This is a genomic window from Pseudomonas flavescens (assembly GCF_013408425.1).
Taxonomy (GTDB): domain Bacteria; phylum Pseudomonadota; class Gammaproteobacteria; order Pseudomonadales; family Pseudomonadaceae; genus Aquipseudomonas; species Aquipseudomonas fulva_A.
Genome location: NZ_JACBYV010000001.1, coordinates 535,558 through 551,175, shown reverse-complemented (window position 1 = coordinate 551,175; position 15,618 = coordinate 535,558). Strand labels below are relative to the sequence as shown.

Annotated in this window: 16 protein-coding genes; 9 read left to right on the top strand and 7 right to left on the bottom strand. The window is 62.7% G+C overall.

Features of this window, described 5'->3' with window-relative positions:
* Positions 1-201 precede the first annotated feature (201 nt).
* Both FHR27_RS02320 and FHR27_RS02315 read right to left on the bottom strand, forming a co-directional pair.
* Positions 202-588, bottom strand: coding sequence for a hypothetical protein (locus FHR27_RS02320; RefSeq protein ID WP_042552167.1), 387 nt, complete (start codon positions 586-588; stop codon positions 202-204).
* Between the two features lie 118 nt (positions 589-706).
* Positions 707-1,156 (bottom strand): hypothetical protein, encoded by a 450-nt coding sequence (locus FHR27_RS02315; protein WP_156152642.1) that lies wholly within the window; start codon positions 1,154-1,156, stop codon positions 707-709.
* 716 nt (positions 1,157-1,872) lie between these two features.
* Between FHR27_RS02315 and FHR27_RS02310 the strand changes: the two genes are divergently transcribed.
* The gene (locus FHR27_RS02310; protein ID WP_218878440.1) at positions 1,873-2,148 is read left to right on the top strand and encodes a hypothetical protein; all 276 of its coding nucleotides are present in this window, start codon (positions 1,873-1,875) and stop codon (positions 2,146-2,148) included.
* A gap of 304 nt (positions 2,149-2,452) precedes the next feature.
* Here the strand turns inward: FHR27_RS02310 and FHR27_RS02305 are convergent, their stop codons facing one another.
* Complete coding sequence (locus FHR27_RS02305; RefSeq protein ID WP_179537675.1) at positions 2,453-3,619, bottom strand: MFS transporter; 1,167 nt, start codon at positions 3,617-3,619, stop codon at positions 2,453-2,455.
* 94 nt (positions 3,620-3,713) lie between these two features.
* Here FHR27_RS02305 and FHR27_RS02300 point away from each other — a divergent pair, with 94 nt between their 5' ends.
* Positions 3,714-4,607 (top strand): LysR family transcriptional regulator, encoded by an 894-nt coding sequence (locus tag FHR27_RS02300; RefSeq protein WP_042552165.1) that lies wholly within the window; start codon positions 3,714-3,716, stop codon positions 4,605-4,607.
* 950 nt (positions 4,608-5,557) lie between these two features.
* Here the strand turns inward: FHR27_RS02300 and FHR27_RS02295 are convergent.
* Both FHR27_RS02295 and FHR27_RS02290 read right to left on the bottom strand, forming a co-directional pair.
* On the bottom strand, positions 5,558-5,854 hold the full coding sequence (locus FHR27_RS02295; RefSeq protein ID WP_179537674.1) for a hypothetical protein: 297 nt from the start codon (positions 5,852-5,854) through the stop codon (positions 5,558-5,560).
* 14 nt (positions 5,855-5,868) lie between these two features.
* Positions 5,869-6,366 (bottom strand): MarR family winged helix-turn-helix transcriptional regulator, encoded by a 498-nt coding sequence (locus tag FHR27_RS02290; protein ID WP_042552163.1) that lies wholly within the window; start codon positions 6,364-6,366, stop codon positions 5,869-5,871.
* Between the two features lie 83 nt (positions 6,367-6,449).
* Between FHR27_RS02290 and FHR27_RS02285 the strand changes: the two genes are divergently transcribed.
* Positions 6,450-7,352, top strand: coding sequence for a DMT family transporter (locus tag FHR27_RS02285; protein ID WP_179537673.1), 903 nt, complete (start codon positions 6,450-6,452; stop codon positions 7,350-7,352).
* The gene (locus FHR27_RS02280) at positions 7,349-8,515 is read left to right on the top strand and encodes a cyanate transporter (RefSeq protein ID WP_179537672.1); all 1,167 of its coding nucleotides are present in this window, start codon (positions 7,349-7,351) and stop codon (positions 8,513-8,515) included. Before FHR27_RS02285 ends, FHR27_RS02280 begins: the two co-directional genes overlap by 4 nt.
* 5 nt (positions 8,516-8,520) lie before the next feature.
* Here FHR27_RS02280 and mnmH read toward each other — a convergent pair whose 3' ends face one another.
* Positions 8,521-9,615 carry a tRNA 2-selenouridine(34) synthase MnmH gene (gene mnmH, locus FHR27_RS02275; RefSeq protein ID WP_042552160.1) on the bottom strand — a complete coding sequence of 365 codons (1,095 nt, stop codon included), beginning with the start codon at positions 9,613-9,615 and terminating at the stop codon, positions 8,521-8,523.
* On the bottom strand, positions 9,615-10,649 hold the full coding sequence (gene selD / locus FHR27_RS02270; protein ID WP_179537671.1) for a selenide, water dikinase SelD: 1,035 nt from the start codon (positions 10,647-10,649) through the stop codon (positions 9,615-9,617). The genes mnmH and selD overlap by 1 nt, the downstream gene beginning before the upstream one ends.
* A 199-nt stretch (positions 10,650-10,848) precedes the next feature.
* Between selD and FHR27_RS02265 the strand changes: the two genes are divergently transcribed.
* The 5 genes from FHR27_RS02265 (at position 10,849) to phnE (ending at position 15,579) form a co-directional block, all read left to right on the top strand.
* Positions 10,849-12,153, top strand: coding sequence for an Nramp family divalent metal transporter (locus tag FHR27_RS02265; protein ID WP_042552159.1), 1,305 nt, complete (start codon positions 10,849-10,851; stop codon positions 12,151-12,153).
* Positions 12,154-12,342: 189 nt separating this feature from the next.
* Positions 12,343-13,194: a putative selenate ABC transporter substrate-binding protein gene (locus FHR27_RS02260; RefSeq protein ID WP_179537670.1), complete on the top strand. Its 852-nt coding sequence runs from the start codon at positions 12,343-12,345 to the stop codon at positions 13,192-13,194.
* Positions 13,191-13,994 (top strand): phosphonate ABC transporter ATP-binding protein, encoded by an 804-nt coding sequence (locus FHR27_RS02255; protein WP_042552157.1) that lies wholly within the window; start codon positions 13,191-13,193, stop codon positions 13,992-13,994. The genes FHR27_RS02260 and FHR27_RS02255 overlap by 4 nt, the downstream gene beginning before the upstream one ends.
* Positions 13,988-14,815: a PhnE/PtxC family ABC transporter permease gene (locus FHR27_RS02250; protein WP_042552156.1), complete on the top strand. Its 828-nt coding sequence runs from the start codon at positions 13,988-13,990 to the stop codon at positions 14,813-14,815. Before FHR27_RS02255 ends, FHR27_RS02250 begins: the two co-directional genes overlap by 7 nt.
* Entirely contained in the window at positions 14,812-15,579 is a 768-nt protein-coding gene (gene phnE / locus FHR27_RS02245) for a phosphonate ABC transporter, permease protein PhnE (RefSeq protein ID WP_042552155.1), read from the top strand. Before FHR27_RS02250 ends, phnE begins: the two co-directional genes overlap by 4 nt.
* Positions 15,580-15,618 lie beyond the last annotated feature (39 nt).

The following is a 15,618-nucleotide window of genomic DNA, read 5'->3' as shown; positions in this document are numbered from 1 at the left end:
CGGTAAGCTTGCCTAATAAATAAATCCGCCCCTTTTCGATTCAACGAGATATCTCCTCACGCTCTGCCATCGTAAGCGCAAGACTTGAGCGTTTACAGAACTGCTTGAGTTCACGGCGCAACTTCAGGACTGCAATGGACTCGAGAGCGTGCTTGGTCGATAGCGTTCATGCGCGCGCCAGACACCTAAGAACAGAGTTATCTACTCAGTATGTTCAAGAAATGCCAGAATCTTTTTTGGCTTGTTAGTGGCAGAAACTGCTTCATATATTGCTTCATAGAAATCCCCTTCCACCAAGAACGCAGCTGCACTGTAGCAGCGAGCCTTTGCGAAGCAATATAGATGATCAGGATCGCATAGGTCTTGAAGCTCAAAATATCGCTCATCGAACTCCTGAGCTAATGCCTGCAAGCGGCTGCCCTGCATCTGCTCAATCATCATGTCCATATGCTGCCTATCAAGGCCAAGGTCCTTTGCCACCCACAATACGGCCTTAGAAACGGAAAGTGAGCGCTCAGATACCGGCATGACATCCAGTGCTTTTTCAAATGCTGGGTCGATTGTGCTTAGCCGGGAACTCACAGCCATCTGTTGAAGCCCTCTGTAAATTCTCTCACTGCCACACATGACGTTGGAGTAGCTGGTTACAAACAGCGTTTACGTAAAGCAATCAACCGCAGCTCGCACCAACGCCGTACTAGACATTCTAATTTGTGGAGAGCTCTTGGCACACCCATACAGAAAAATCAGCCACTTCAGGATTTCCCGACGTTGAGAGAACTTCAAAAAAACCTAGCTCCTTGACCAGCTCTGCCCGGAGTTTTAGAGCCCAATCTTGAGACAATTGAAACTTCGAGCACTTGGCAAATCCCAGAATGATGTCGAGGATTTCAATCTTCAAATTATCGGGCGCTTGATTGAGAGCGGTCATCAAGAAGGGTAGCGCAGGCAAAGCAGCAGATGAAACGAATGCATGCTGATGGCACAACCCACACCAGAGCTGATGAGATGCCCGCTTTGCGATGGAAAAATCCGATGAGAAAAGGCGTTCGATGTCAGAAGGAACATCAGACGCCGTGCCATAAGCAGTAAAGAACTCTTCCCAAGAAATTGCCCCTAACTCACGGCGAATAGCGCTTGTGTCGTACGTGGCCATGCGGAAACCAATGTTTGGTAAAAAGAACGGATTTTAGGACGCCCCGGTGAGCGCAGCCAACGCTTCGACACGCTAGAGCTGGCGAATTTGCCATAGGTAACTTTAGCTGCTCAAGAATGAGGGCTACTGAGCTCGAGGCGTTCGTATTTGGGTCTTATGGTGTGCAGCTTCATCTACCAGCACTGAGAACCAAAATCTATCAGCACTTATCTCGAGCGGTAGCTTCTGTCGGAAAGCCGTCACGTTTTCAGCAATCCGCGAGGATATCAGAACACTTACCTCCCTAACGCGACTCAGGGTCGGAAGCTGCCCGCATCTGGGCACCATATGCCGGTTCTGAACGAGGGTAATTGGCTCCAAAGCCACCCGCTTGCCCTTCAACATTTGCCACGCTAACCTGCGCACGTCGCTGCAAATTCAGCGACCGGGTTTGGCGACTCGAAGACCACACGGCGCACAAGCGCCCACCATCCGAAAGCAGGCGCTTTTTTCATGCCTGTAACTTCGTGTTATGGCGGCTGTGCGTGGGGCACCTTCGGGTGCGCCGGGTTCCGTGTGTCCCGGTTCGCCAACCCGCGTACAGCTGCCACCCATAATCGTTTGGCGACGGTTGTTGGCAGTTCTTCAACACACGGAGTTTTAAACCATGAAGCACACATACGCCCTCAATCCGTCTGCACTCTGCCCCGTTGATTATGAGAACGGAGGCCAGCGCCATGACTGACCTCCTCCCACTCTCCAGCAACCCAACCACGACAGCGGTGATACTGATCGATGGCAGTTGCTCCTACATGGACCTGCAGGAAAGCGTCGAACAACGCCTCAGAGCGGTGCGCGGTCTGCTGCATAGTCTCGCCGCCATGAACATTACCCAGGCAGACGCTCTGGACGTGCAACACATAAGCGAAGCCGCGTATCTGCTTAGCGCAGATGCCTGGGATCTGGTCCGGGCCGCTCACAAGGCCGCAGTGCGGGAAGCGCGTCAGGGGTAAGGATTGGAGCGAGCAGGCAGTTGCCCTGCCCGCTCCATACTGGCGTCTGTCATTGCCAAGCGTTCAGGCGAGTCTGGGGCAAAGCGATAATTGGGGAGTAACGATCGAGGCAGTGGTGTGATCGTTGAAATAGGTCGACTGGCCGCGGCTACGGATGTTGGAGACTTGACTCACGGGTTCGCCAATTGCGGTCTGCGCGCGCTGCTGCAACGTATTTACATCCGGTTTGACGCTCTGACAGCCCACTACGGCTGGCGCAAGCAACGCCATTGAACCGGACTCCACAGGATTGATCTCCCCTCTCTCAAGCCACCGCAGCGGCTACGGCCTTGGAGCGCCAGGCAAAGCCCATCACCATCAATAGCCCCAGCGCCGCCATCGCAGCCCCCGCCAGGGAAATCGCCGGATAGCCCAGCCCTGCGTTGATCACCGCGCCGCCCAGCGCCGCACCAATCGCGTTGCCGAAGTTGAAGGCACCGATATTAACCGCCGAGGCCAGGTTGGGGGCGCCCTTGGCGGCCTCCATCACGCGCATCTGCAGCGGCGGCACGATGGCGAAGCTGGCGATGCCCCAGATCAGGATGGCCACGGCGGCCGGCAGCGGCCAGCGCATCAACACGGTGAACGCCAGCAAGACGATAATCAGCACGCTCAGCGAAACGATCAGGGTGCGGTCGATGGAGCGGTCGGCGGCCTTGCCACCCCACATGTTGCCCAGCGTGAGACCCACGCCATAGAGCACCAGCATGGCGGTGATAAAGGCGGTGGACGCGTGGGTCTCGCTGCTGAGGATCGGCGCGATATAGGTGAATACGGTGAACATCGCGCTCGAGCCGACTACGGTCAGAGCCAACGCCCCCAGCACCGGGCCACGGCCCAGCGCGCGAACTTCGGCCATTACACCGACGCTTTTCGGCGCCGGCAGGTTGGGCAAGGCGAACCACAATGCGGCCATGGCTACCACGCCGAGGCCGGTGATCCCCCAGAATGCGGTGCGCCAACCGAACACTTCGCCAAACCAGGCAGCCAGCGGTACGCCACCGATGGTCGCCAGGGTCAGGCCCATGAACATGGCCGCCACCGCGCCGGCACGTTTTTCCGGGGCGACCACGCTGGCGGCGACGATGGAGCCGACGCCAAAAAACGCGCCATGGTTCAGTGAGGTGACCACCCGGGCGACCATCAGGCTGTAGTAATCGGTCGCCAGGGCGGACATCAGGTTACCCAGGGTGAAGATCGCCATGAGGCCGATCAGCAGATAGCGCCGGGGAATTCTGCCGGTGGTCAGGGTCATCAGCGGCGCGCCGAGCAGTACGCCCAGGGCGTATGCACTGACCAGCAGGCCTGCGGCAGGAATGGATACGCCAAGATCCGCAGCGATGCTCGGCAACATGCCCATGGGGGCGAACTCGGTAACGCCGATGCCGAAGGCACCAATGGCGAGTGCTACGAGGGGTGGATTGATCTGCATGAGAGGCTCCTTATCTATGCTGCGAATGCTACGATCAAGCCTTTTCATGCGGTAGATGGCATTTCTGGAAAGCACCTTTGCTTACGGAGCACAAATGGACTTCAACGGTCGGTCAGGTGAAATGGGCGTGTTCGTCACGGTGGCGCAGGAAGGCAGCCTGTCGGCCGCCGCGCGTGCATTGGGGCTGACACCCTCGGCGGTCAGTCGGATCATCGCGCGTACCGAACAGCGTCTTGGCACTCGCTTGCTGCTACGCACCACCCGGGCGATCACCTTCACCACCGAGGGCGAGGCTTACCTGCGCGGCGCCCGGCGTATCCTGGCGGACATGGCCGAGGTCGAAGACGCCATCGCCGACCAGGGCGTACCCAGGGGCCGCTTGCGGGTCAGCGCCGCCCTTGGCCATGGGCGGCTGGCCATCGTTCCCCTGGTGGCGGCCTTCAGCGCGCGTTACCCGAACATCACCGTCGACCTGACCCTGGGTGACGAAGTGGTCGACATTCTTGGCGGCCAGGCGGACGTGGCGGTGCGCTTTGGCCATCTGCCCGACAGCCCGCTGACCGCGCGCAAGATCGGCGACACCGGCCAGGTGGTGGTGGCCTCGCCCGAGTATCTGCAGCGCCACGGCACGCCCCAGGAGCCGGAAGATTTGTTGAAGCACAACTGCCTGCGCTTCAACTTCCGCCGCGCCGAACCCAACTGGCCGTTCGTGCGCGAGGGAAACGAGTTTTTCATGAAGGTCAGCGGCAACATCGAATGCAGCAGCGGTGAAGCGCTGGCACAACTCGCACGGGTAGGTGCCGGCATCGCCCGCATTGGCGAGTTCAGCGTGAGCGAGGATCTGCAGCGCGGTGACCTGATACCGCTGCTGGAAGCCTGGAACCCGGGCGACCGGGAACCTATTCACGCGGTGTTCGTGGGCGGCTCGGCAATGCCGGCGCGAGTGCGGCTGTTCGTGGATTTTCTGGTCGAGCATCACCGGCTGTAGGCGCAGAACTGACCGTACGGGAGCGGGCGGAGCGATCTGGCTGATGGCTGCAACACCTTTGGGCGCGCGCCATGCGCGCGAAATCACGGGCATGGCCCGTTCCCACAAAGCGTATGGTGGATCGCGTTCTAGTGATGCATCGCCGCCACCAACCAATGGTGGACGGATAAAGCGTCGTCCACCCTACGATTGATGGCTGCAGCGCCTATGTGGGAGCGCGCCATGCGCGCGAAATCACGGGCATGGCCCGTTCCCACAGACCGTACGGTGGATCGCGTTCTAGTGATCCAGCGCCGCAACGGTTCAATGGTGGACGGATAAAGCGTCGTCCACCCTACGACTGGCGGTTGCACCACCCTTGTGGGAGCGCGCCATGCGCGCGAAATCACGGGCATGGCCCGTGCCCACAGGCCGTACTGTGGATCGCGTTCTAGTGATGCATCGCCGCCACCACCCTATGGTGGACGGATAAAGCGTCGTCCACCCTACGACTGGCGGTTGCACCTCCCTTGTGGGAGCGCGCCATGCGCGCGAAATCACGGGCATGGCCCGTTCCCACAGACCATACGCTGGATCGCGCTCTAATGATCCAGCGCCGCAACGGTTCAATGGTGGACGGATAAAGCGTCGTCCACCCTACGGCTGATGGCTGCAGCACCTTTGTGGGAGCGCGCCATGCGCGCGAAATCACGGGCATGGCCCGTTCCCACAGGCCATACGCTGGATCGCGCTCTAATGATCCAGCGCCGCAACGGTTCAATGGTGGACGGATAAAGCGTCGTCCACCCTACGGCTGATGGCTGCAGCACCTTTGTGGGAGCGCGCCATGCGCGCGAAATCACGGGCATGGCCCGTTCCCACAAAGCGTATGGTGGATCGCGTTCTAGTGATCCAGCGCCGCAATCGTTCAATGGTGGACGGATAAAGCGTCGTCCACCCTACGTGCTGCATCAGTGATTCACATAGAGCAGAAACAGCAGGTACAACCCGAAGCCTGTGAGTGGCAGCAAATGCCACAGGTTGGACAGCCATGGCGCCGAGTTCAGATAGCCGACCACCAATAGGCCGGCAGTGAACAATGAGATGCAGGGAAGCAGAAGCATCAGGCTCGCCAGCAGGCGATCCTGGAAGGGTGTCAGTTCGCTGTTGTTGGCGAGCGCCGCGGCGGAAAAGACCACGATCAGGCCCTGCAGGCCTGCGAAGAACAACTGGCCAATCACGCCGATGATCAATGCCGTGAGCGACATGGGCTCGCTTCCTTTCATTCAACCGGTTGCAGGTTGCCCAGCAGTTTGCCAGTGAGTGCATGCAGCTGCTGTTTTTCCTCGTCACTGAGGGCAGCCAGAACGCGCTGCAGGTTATCGACGTGGGCACCGAGCATGCTGTCGATCAGTTCAAAACCTGCCGGCGTCAGCGCCACTAGAATGCCGCGACGGTCACTGGGGTGGCGGCGGCGTTCGATCAGCCCGGCCTTTTCCAGGCGGTCGATGCGGCTGGTCATGCCGCCCGAGGAAATCATCGCACTCTCGTACAGCGCTGTGGGCATCAGCGCGTAGGGTTCGCCTGATCGGCGCAGGGTGGCGAGCAGGTCGAACTCACCGGCCTGCAGGCCGTGCGCGGCGAAGAACGGCAGCAGGTGATCACGGCTGATCACCTGGGACAGTTCACCCAGCCGACCGATCACCGCCATGGAGAACCCGTCCAGATCCGGGCGTTGCTGTTGCCACTGCGCGGCGGCCAGTTGTGCACGATCTTGCATGTCGCCCTCGATTTATCTTGCCATCAAGATACTTTTCAAAAAGAATGTTGCCATCTTAACGTATTCATCGGATGAGGCCAGCCATGTCACCTGCCAATTCACGCCCCCTGCTGGCACTCGTGCTGCTACTCGCCATCGGTGCACTGATGGGGCTGACCAGCAATCTGGTGAAATTGGCCAGTGCGGCGGGCTGGGCACCGGTGGCCTATCTGTTGTGGAGCCTGCTGGGTGGTGGCCTGCTGTTGCTGGTGTTCACCCGCCTGCGTGGCGAAGCGCCCGGCCTGAGCCCTCGCCTGCAACGCTACCACCTGGCCTCGGGCCTGCTCAGCATCGCCCTGCCCAATGGCCTGCAGTTCAGTTCGATTCCCCAGGTCGGTGCCGGCTTCGCCTCCATGTGCCTGGCGTTTCCGCCGCTGATCACCTACCTGCTGGCTCTGGCGCTGCGCATGGAGCCGCTGAGCCGCGTGCGCCTACTGGGTATCTGCATTGGCCTGGGTGGCAGCCTGTTGCTGGCTTTGGACAAGCTGCACAGTGGCGATAGTCCGCTGCTGTGGATAGTCGCCGCGCTGGCCGTGCCGGTGTTTCTGGGCCTGGGCAATATCTACCGTTCGCGCTACTGGCCAACGGGTGCCAGCCCCCTGTCGCTGGCGCCCGGCATGTTGCTCGGCGGCGCCCTGCTCCTGCTGCCGCTGGCACTGTTCGACGTCAGGCTCGCCCCCACCCTGGACAGCGGCCTGGCGATCACCCTGCTGCTGGTGCAGATGGCATTGTTCGCCATCGTCTACGCGCTGTATTTCGTGCTGCAGAAGCTCGCTGGCGCGGTGTATCTCAGCCAGATCGGCTCGGTGGCGGCAATGCTGGGCGCGGCCATGGCGGTGACGCTGCTGGACGAGCGCGGCAGCCTGAACATGCTGCTGGCGGCGCTGTGCATCGTCGGTGGCGTGCTGCTGGTGGCCTGGCGTGGTGCCCAGGAGAACAAACGATGAAACGCCAGTCGCTGCTGCTGATTGCTATCGTGCTGCTCGGCCTCAACTTGCGCCCGGTACTGGCGGCGGTGGGCCCGCTGCTCGACCGCATCCAGCTCGACAGCGGCCTGGGCCATATTGGTGCCAGCCTGCTGACCAGCCTGCCCATCGTCATCATGGGCCTCGGTGCACTGGCGGCCAGCACCCTGCGCCGCTACTTCGGCGAGCGCACTGGCATCTTCCTCGGCGTGCTGCTGATCGCCCTGGCCTGCCTGGCACGCGGGCTGCTGCCCGAGGCGACGCCACTGATCGTCAGCGCGTTGCTGGCCGGTGCCGGTATCGCCTTCGTGCAGGCGTTGTTGCCCGGGTTGATCAAGGCGCGCTTCGCCGCGGACAGCGGCCGCCTGATCGGTTTCTACAGTTGCGCGATCATGGGCGGTGCGGCCTTCGGTGCGGCGCTCACCCCCTTGTTGGCGCAATGGCTGGGGTGGTCCTGGGCACTGGCGGCCTGGGCACTGCCTGCCCTGGCAGCCGCCGCGTTGTGGTGGCGCGCCGCACCGGGCGAAGCGCCTGCGACAACGGCCGACCTGCCGCATCTGGATCTCTGGCGCTCGCCACGCGCCTGGCTGCTGCTGAGTTTCTTCGGGGTGGGCACCGCTGGCTACACCCTGGTACTGGCCTGGTTGCCGCCCTACTACACCGCCCTGGGGTGGAGCGCCCAATCCAGCGGCCTGCTGCTGGCTGCACTGACACTCTGCGAGGTGACCGCCGGGCTACTGGCATCGAGCCTGCTGGCGCGCTTCGCGGACCGCCGCATTCTGCTCGGCGTGGTGCTGGCATCACTGCTGGCGGGGCTGCTTGGTTTGCTGATCGCGCCGCTGCAGTGGGTCGTGCCGATCTGCATCCTCGTGGGCATCGGCATCGGCGCGCTGTTCCCGCTGTCACTGGTGGTGGCCCAGGATCATCTCGACGACCCACGCCAGACCGGCGATCTGCTGGCCTTCGTGCAGGGCGGCGGCTACCTGATCGCCGCTTGCGCCCCACTGCTGGCGGGCCTGCTGCGCCAGTACACCGACGACCTGCGCCTGAGCTGGCTGGCCATGGCCGTCGCCACTCTGGCGCTGATGGTCATGGCCGCGCGGTTCAAGCCGGGTAGCGGGCACTTCCGCACGCGAACCGGCTGAGGTGGTCAGGCGTGTCGGTCACGCAGATACGCAGTGACCGATGCTTCGTCGCCGGCGAACTCGATTCGCTCGGCCTTGCTGTCACGCTGATAGGCGTACATCGGGTCGTAATATTCGCGCAGCAGGCCTTCGATCCAGCCGCGGTGCAGGTCAACCTTGCCGCTGCGCTGCTGCTCGGCCAGCGCGGCCTGCATGATCGCCAGAAGACGCTGGTGACGCTCGCCCCCCAGACGTTTGTGGATGTTGTTCAAGCTCTGCAAAAGGCGCTCGGCGAACATGTCGAAGCCCTGCTGCGCTCCGTGCACGCGAATGAACTCGGCGCAAAGATCGACCACGTAATCGCGCTGAATGCGCTCGACACGGTTGTCGAAACAGTCCTCTAGCCAGACCAGCGGATAACCCTGCATGCCCTGGTACAGCCCCAGCGGCACATTGCAGCTGCCGACGATACGGCCTTCGTCCTCGACCACGAATTGCTCGATACCCGCTGCGCGCTTTCTGAGGATGTCGACGGCCAGAGCGTTCTCGAAATCGATCTGCGCAGGCTGAGCGGTGGCGCGCTTGCCGAAGCTGGAGCCACGATGATTGGCATGGCCTTCCAGATCCAGCGCATTGGGCAATTGCACCAGCACGTCGGTCTTGCCGGTGCCAGTCATGCCGCCAAGCATGACGAACTGGCATTGCGCCACCGCCTGCTCGAGGGTTTCCAGCAGAAAGGTGCGCATGGCCTTGTAGCCACCCACCACCCGCGGATAATCGATGCCGGCTTCTTTGAGCCATTGCTGGACGATCTGCGAGCGCAGCCCGCCGCGGAAGCAGTACAGGTAACCCTGCGGGTTGGCCCGCGCGAACGCTGCCCAGGCCTCGACACGCTCGGCCTTGGTCTGGCCGCCAACCAGTTGGTGGCCCAGCTTGATGGCGGCTTCTTGGCCGTGCTGCTTGTAGCAGGTGCCGACTTTCTGCCGCTCCAGATCGGTCATCAGAGGCAGGTTGAGCACACCGGGAAAGGCACCTTTGACGAACTCCACCGGCGCACGGGTATCCATCATCGGTACATCGGTGAGAAACAGCTCGCGGTAGTTGTGGGCGTCGTCACGCATCAGAACACCTCTACCGCGTGACGCTGTCGCTCGACCAGCACACCGATGGGCGCCAGCTCCAGCCCCAGCTCAGCGGCGAGCGCAAGGAACTCGGCACCGCTCTGCTCGCTGACGGCGATCAACAGACCGCCGCTGGTCTGCGGATCACAGAGCAGGTCGCGCTGCTCGTCACTGAGCGCCTCGATACGCTCGCCATAACTGTCGAAGTTGCGCAGCGTGCCGCCCGGTACACAGCCCTCGGCAAGGTAGTGCTCGACGCCCGGCAGGCGCGGCACGGCGGCGTAGTCCAGGCGCGCGCTGAGCCCCGATCCGTCCGCCATTTCCACCAGGTGGCCGAGCAGGCCGAAACCGGTCACGTCGGTCATCGCGGTGACGCCTTCGAGCTTGCCGAAACGGCTGCCCGGCTTGTTCAGGGTGCACATCCAGTCACGGGCCAGGCCGACGTCCTCGGCGCGTAGCTTGGCCCTTTTCTCGGCCGTGGTGAGGATGCCGATACCCAATGGCTTGGTCAGATACAGGGTGTCGCCGACCTGGGCGGTGTCGTTGCGCTTCATGTGGAGCTTGTTCACCACACCGGTCACCGCTAGCCCGAAGATCGGCTCCGGCGCATCGATGGAATGCCCACCGGCCAGCGGGATGCCGGCGGCATCGCAGACGGCGCGACCACCGCGGATCACTTCACATGCGACCTCCGGTGGCAGCAGGTTGACCGGCCAGCCGAGAATGGCGATGGCCATCAGCGGGTCGCCGCCCATGGCGTAGACATCACTGATGGCGTTGGTGGCCGCGATGCGGCCGAAGTCGAACGGGTCGTCGACGATCGGCATGAAGAAATCGGTGGTCGAGACCACGCCTCGCTCTTCGTCCAGCGCATACACCGCGGCGTCATCACGGGAGGCATTGCCCACCCATAGATTGGGGTCGAGATTCTGGGCGCCGCTGCCTGCGAGGATCACCTCCAGTACCTTGGGGGAAATCTTGCAGCCGCAACCGGCACCATGGCTGTACTGGGTCAGGCGGATCGGCTCACTCATGAAGATACCTCGCACGTGAAGAGGGGCGAATTCTACCAGCCCGGGGGCGCCGTCGCGGAGCAAAGGAACGAGTCGAGCCGCTCCTGGCCTCTTGCAGGCTGCCGCCCGGCGCGCTTTGCAAGCCACTGCAGTGAGCAACGCCTCACCGACTGTCTATGCTCCAGATACATGCCGAAGCGCCTGCATACTGGAGGATGACATGACCGACAACAAAAATGAGACGCGCGCACCTTCGCTGGAAGAACCAAACGATGCGACCCCGCCAAGCAGCACGGCGGCCCGCTGGAAGCTCATCGGCCCCGGCATCGTGGTGGCGGTTACCGGCGTAGGCGCCGGCGACCTCGTGGCGACCCTGATCGCAGGCTCCCGCTTCGGCTATGCACTGCTGTGGGCAGCCATCGTGGGCTGCATCGTGAAGATTGCCCTCGCAGAAGGCTCGGCACGCTACCACCTGGCGACCGGATCAACGATTCTCGAAGGCTGGCGCTCGCTGGGCAAATGGACGTACTGGTACTTCGGTATCTACATAGTGATCTGGGGCTTCGTTTACGGCGGCACGGCGATGAGCGCCACGGCGCTGCCTCTGGCCGCCTTGTTCCCGGACGTGATGCCATTCTGGATGTGGGGAGCGTTATCGGGAATCGCGGGCGCAGTATTCGTCCTGTTCAACCGCTACAGCGCTTTCGAAACGGTCATGAAGCTGTTCATCGGCATCATGTTCGTGGTCGTCGTCGGTCTCGCCATTCTGGTCATGCCGAACCTCGGCCAGGCGCTGACCGGACTGATGCCGACCATTCCCGAAGGCTCGGCGATCTACACGCTCGGCCTCATCGGCGGCGTTGGCGGCACCATTACCATGGCGTCCTACGGCTACTGGGTACAAGCCAAGGGTTGGCGTACGCCGGCCTGGATGGGCATGATGCGGCTGGACAACCGCGTAGCCTACATAGCGACCGGTATCTTCGTGATTTCGATGCTGATCGTGGGCGCCGAGCTGCTTTATACCGCACAGGTCACCCTCGCCGGCGGTGACCGCGGCCTGCTCGACCTGGATGAAATCCTGCGTGAGCGCTTCGGCAGCGTGGTGTCCATCCTGTTCCTCGTCGGCTTCGCCGCGACCACCTTCTCCTCGATCCTGGGTGTGTGGCATGGTGTGTCGCTACTGTTCGCCGACTTCGTACGCCAGGTTCAGGGCGGCGAGCAGGCCAAGGGTGCGCAGCAGGACCTGGAAAGAACTCCTGCCTTCCGCTTCTACGTGCTATGGCTGACCTTCCCGCCGATGATACTGCTCACTCTGGGCCGGCCATTCGGCCTTGTGATCGCCTACGGCGCCTTCGGCGCGTTCTTCATGCCGTTCCTGGCACTCACGCTGATCTGGCTGCTCAACTCGAAACGGGTCCCGATGGAGTGGCGATCGGGCTGGCTGTCCAACGGCCTGCTGGGCATCGCCGCCGCACTGTTCGTGGTGCTCTGTCTGAACGAACTGATCCGACTGATCGGCTAAGCCCGCGAGGTCGCCCCTGCGGCGCTCGCCGCGGGCGGCGACTGCCCCTATACTTGCCTCGCGCGTGTCGCGTACAGGCAGCCCCTACGTCCATCCAGCCCCAGCGGAGCGGTTCCAGCGCATTACCGCACAGGCAAGCACGCCGCACACACCCTCTCGTTTTTTCCGCTATTGAACCGGAGAAGTCCCATGCTCAAGCGCACCCTGGCGCTCGCCGCCGGCCTCGCCCTGTCCGTTTCCGCCCTGACCAGCTTCGCAGCCGAAACTCTGCGCGTTTCGGCCATTCCCGATGAGGCGCCGACCGAACTGCTGCGCAAGTTCAAGCCGCTGGGTGCCTATCTGGAGCAGCAATTGGGCATGAAGGTAGAGTTCGTCCCGGTGGCGGACTACCCCGCAGTGGTCGAAGCGCTGGCCACTGATCGCCTCGACCTGGCCTGGCTGGGCGGCTTCACCTTCGTGCAGGTGCATCTGAAGACCGGCAATGCGATCCCGCTGGTACAGCGCGAGCAGGATGCCCAGTTCACCAGCAAATTCATTACCGCGGACCCGAGCGTGAAGTCTCTGGCTGACCTGAAGGGCAAGACCTTTGCCTTTGGCTCGGTATCGTCCACCTCGGGCAGCCTGATGCCGCGTTACTTCATGCTTCAGGACGGCATCAAGCCAGAAGCCTTTTTCAGCCGAGTCGCCTATTCAGGTGCCCATGACGCCACTGCCGCCTGGGTGCAGGCTGGCAAGGTCGATGCCGGTGTACTCAATGCCAGCGTGTGGGACAAGCTGGTCAACAGTGGCAAGGTCGACGCCAACAAGGTCAAGGTGTTCGCCACCACGCCGACCTATTTCGACTACAACTGGACGGTACGCGGCACCCTCGACCCGGCGCTGGCCGAGAAGATCAAGCAGGCCTTCCTGGCACTCGATCCGGCCAACCCGGAGCACAAGGCAATTCTCGACCTGCAGGCGGCGAGCCGCTTCATCGACACCAAACCCGAGAACTACAAAGGCATCGAAGAAGCTGCCCGCGCGGCCGACCTGCTGAAATGACCCTGCGGCTGTCCGGCATCGGCCTCACGCACGGCAACGGTGTTCAGGCATTGCACGATCTGCACCTGAACATCGAGCGCGGCGAGCAGGTGGCCATCATAGGTCCGTCCGGTGCCGGTAAGTCCAGCCTGCTCAACCTGCTGGCTACCGCGCTGGCACCTAGCACGGGCGAAGTGCAGGTGCTCGGCGAGCATCCCTGGCGGCTGTCCAGTGGCCAGCGACAACGCCTGCGCGCACGTATCGGGCTGATTCATCAGGCCCCGCCACTGCCCTCGCGTCAGCGGGTGCTCACGGCAGTACTGGCCGGCAAGCTAGGCCAGTGGGGTCTGTTCAAGAGTCTGCTCAATCTGCTGCACCCGCTGGATATTCCAGGCGCCCGTGCCGAGCTGGCCAAGCTGGATCTGGCCGATAAGCTGTTCGCGCGCTGCGGTCAGCTGTCTGGCGGCCAGTTGCAGCGGGTCGGTATTGCCCGGGCGCTGTATCAGGCACCAGCGCTGCTGCTTGCCGACGAACCGGTGTCGGCGATGGATCCACGCTTGGCCGAACACACCCTGTCCCTCCTGTGCAGCCACGCACGGACCCGTCAGGTGACGTTGGTAGCCAGCCTGCATTCGGTCGAACTGGCCCTGGCACATTTCCCGCGGGTGCTTGGCATCCGCGATGGGCAGGTGGTCTTTGACCTGAGTACCGCCGAGGTCGACAGGCAGCGCCTGGATGCCTTGTATGCCAACGATCAGCTCGCCCCGCCAGCCCGCCCGTACAGCGAGCCGTCCACCAGCGCCTGGGCGCCACGATGCTGAGAGGTGATCGACGCGATCCCGCAGCACGTTCACGCCTGCTCCTGAGCCTGCTGGCCATTGCTCTGCTATGGCCGGGCATCAAGCTGGCCGAGCTGGATCTGTCGGTATTGCTGCAGCCGGAGAGCACCCAGTCGATGGGTAATTTTATCGAGGGTTTCTGGCCGCCGGCACACGATGCCGACTTCCTCACGTTGCTGGTGCAAGCCACCCTGCAGACGCTGGCCATTGCCACTGCTGGTATGGCTCTGGCGTTGTTGCTGGCGGTGCCGGCGAGCCTGCTGGCCAGTCGCGCCCTGTCGCTGTCGGCGGCGTCGCGTGGTGGCCTGCCCAGCCTGCTCGGTCAGGGGCTGCGCTGGCCAGTACGCGGCTTGTTGATCATTCTGCGCAGCGTTCCGGAAATTGTCTGGGCATTGCTGTTCGTGCGCGCGGTCGGCCTGGGCCCTACCGCAGGCGTGCTGGCCATCGCGATCACCTACGCGGGCATGCTCGGCAAGGTGTATGCGGAAATATTCGAATCGGTGGATCAACGGCCGATGCATGCCCTGCTGCAATCGGGCAGCGGGCGCCTCGCGGCATTCGCCTACGGGGTGTTACCCAATGCGGCAGCCGAGTTGACCTCTTATACGGTGTACCGCTGGGAATGCGCCGTGCGTGCTTCGGTGGTAATGGGCTTCGTCGGTGCGGGAGGCCTCGGCCAGCAGATCGATCTGTCCATGCGCATGTTCGCCGGTGCTGAAGTCGCCAGCATGCTGCTGACCTTCCTGATGCTGGTGCTGCTGGCCGACCAGCTCAGCCGCCTGCTGCGCGGCAGATTCGCATGAGGCGCCTGGGCAATGGCTTGCTGCTGCTGACCATCACCGCCGCGGTGATCGGCTCCTTCCTCTATCTTGGCCTGGATCTGCTCGGCCTGTTCAGCGGCGACAGCCTGGCGCAGATGGGTAGCTACGTGCTGCGCTTCATGAGCCCGGACCTGAGTAGCGAGCACGTGCAGGCCACCGTCCGAGGCGCCAGGGAAACCTTGGCCATGTCGGCACTCGGCACCCTGCTCGCCGCCGTACTGGGGCTGTCCCTCGCCCTGCCCGCGGCCGGTCGCCTGGGTTGGCTGCTGCAAAGCGTCACGCGCTTGCTACTCAACGCGCTGCGGGCCATTCCGGAGCTGGTCTGGGCCGTTCTGATGGTTCTGGCCGCTGGCCTGGGGCCCAACGCCGGCACCCTGGCCCTGGCCCTGCACACCACCGGTGTGCTCGGCAGGCTATTCGCTGAAGCACTGGAAAACACGCCACCGGAACCGGCGGCCGCTATCCGCCTACAGGGCGCAGGGGCCTGGATGGCATTCTGTTATGGGACCCTGCCCTCCCTATGGCCACAGTTGTTGGCGTACACCCTGTATCGCTGGGAAAACAACATCCGTATGGCTGCGGTCATGGGCTTCGTCGGCGCAGGCGGATTAGGCCAGATGCTGTACGTCAGCCTCAGTCTGTTCCAGGAGGCCCAGGCCAGCACCGTGATCCTAGCCATGGTGCTGCTGGTACTCGCCGTCGATGCCTTCAGTGGCTGGACGCGACAACGCTGGGTGCGCAACTAATCTGTGAGTCACACGCTGTCGTCAGTGTCCGATGCCGAA

What these genes read in the sequence shown, in the direction of transcription:
- FHR27_RS02320 (WP_042552167.1), bottom strand. Translation starts at nt 588, where the DNA reads ATGGCTGTGAGTTCCCGGCTAAGCACAATCGACCCAGCATTTGAAAAA.
- FHR27_RS02315 (WP_156152642.1), bottom strand. Translation starts at nt 1,156, where the DNA reads ATGGCCACGTACGACACAAGCGCTATTCGCCGTGAGTTAGGGGCAATT.
- FHR27_RS02310 (WP_218878440.1), top strand. Translation starts at nt 1,873, where the DNA reads ATGACTGACCTCCTCCCACTCTCCAGCAACCCAACCACGACAGCGGTG.
- FHR27_RS02305 (WP_179537675.1), bottom strand. Translation starts at nt 3,619, where the DNA reads ATGCAGATCAATCCACCCCTCGTAGCACTCGCCATTGGTGCCTTCGGC.
- FHR27_RS02300 (WP_042552165.1), top strand. Translation starts at nt 3,714, where the DNA reads ATGGACTTCAACGGTCGGTCAGGTGAAATGGGCGTGTTCGTCACGGTG.
- FHR27_RS02295 (WP_179537674.1), bottom strand. Translation starts at nt 5,854, where the DNA reads ATGTCGCTCACGGCATTGATCATCGGCGTGATTGGCCAGTTGTTCTTC.
- FHR27_RS02290 (WP_042552163.1), bottom strand. Translation starts at nt 6,366, where the DNA reads ATGCAAGATCGTGCACAACTGGCCGCCGCGCAGTGGCAACAGCAACGC.
- FHR27_RS02285 (WP_179537673.1), top strand. Translation starts at nt 6,450, where the DNA reads ATGTCACCTGCCAATTCACGCCCCCTGCTGGCACTCGTGCTGCTACTC.
- FHR27_RS02280 (WP_179537672.1), top strand. Translation starts at nt 7,349, where the DNA reads ATGAAACGCCAGTCGCTGCTGCTGATTGCTATCGTGCTGCTCGGCCTC.
- mnmH (WP_042552160.1), bottom strand. Translation starts at nt 9,615, where the DNA reads ATGCGTGACGACGCCCACAACTACCGCGAGCTGTTTCTCACCGATGTA.
- selD (WP_179537671.1), bottom strand. Translation starts at nt 10,649, where the DNA reads ATGAGTGAGCCGATCCGCCTGACCCAGTACAGCCATGGTGCCGGTTGC.
- FHR27_RS02265 (WP_042552159.1), top strand. Translation starts at nt 10,849, where the DNA reads ATGACCGACAACAAAAATGAGACGCGCGCACCTTCGCTGGAAGAACCA.
- FHR27_RS02260 (WP_179537670.1), top strand. Translation starts at nt 12,343, where the DNA reads ATGCTCAAGCGCACCCTGGCGCTCGCCGCCGGCCTCGCCCTGTCCGTT.
- FHR27_RS02255 (WP_042552157.1), top strand. Translation starts at nt 13,191, where the DNA reads ATGACCCTGCGGCTGTCCGGCATCGGCCTCACGCACGGCAACGGTGTT.
- FHR27_RS02250 (WP_042552156.1), top strand. Translation starts at nt 13,988, where the DNA reads ATGCTGAGAGGTGATCGACGCGATCCCGCAGCACGTTCACGCCTGCTC.
- phnE (WP_042552155.1), top strand. Translation starts at nt 14,812, where the DNA reads ATGAGGCGCCTGGGCAATGGCTTGCTGCTGCTGACCATCACCGCCGCG.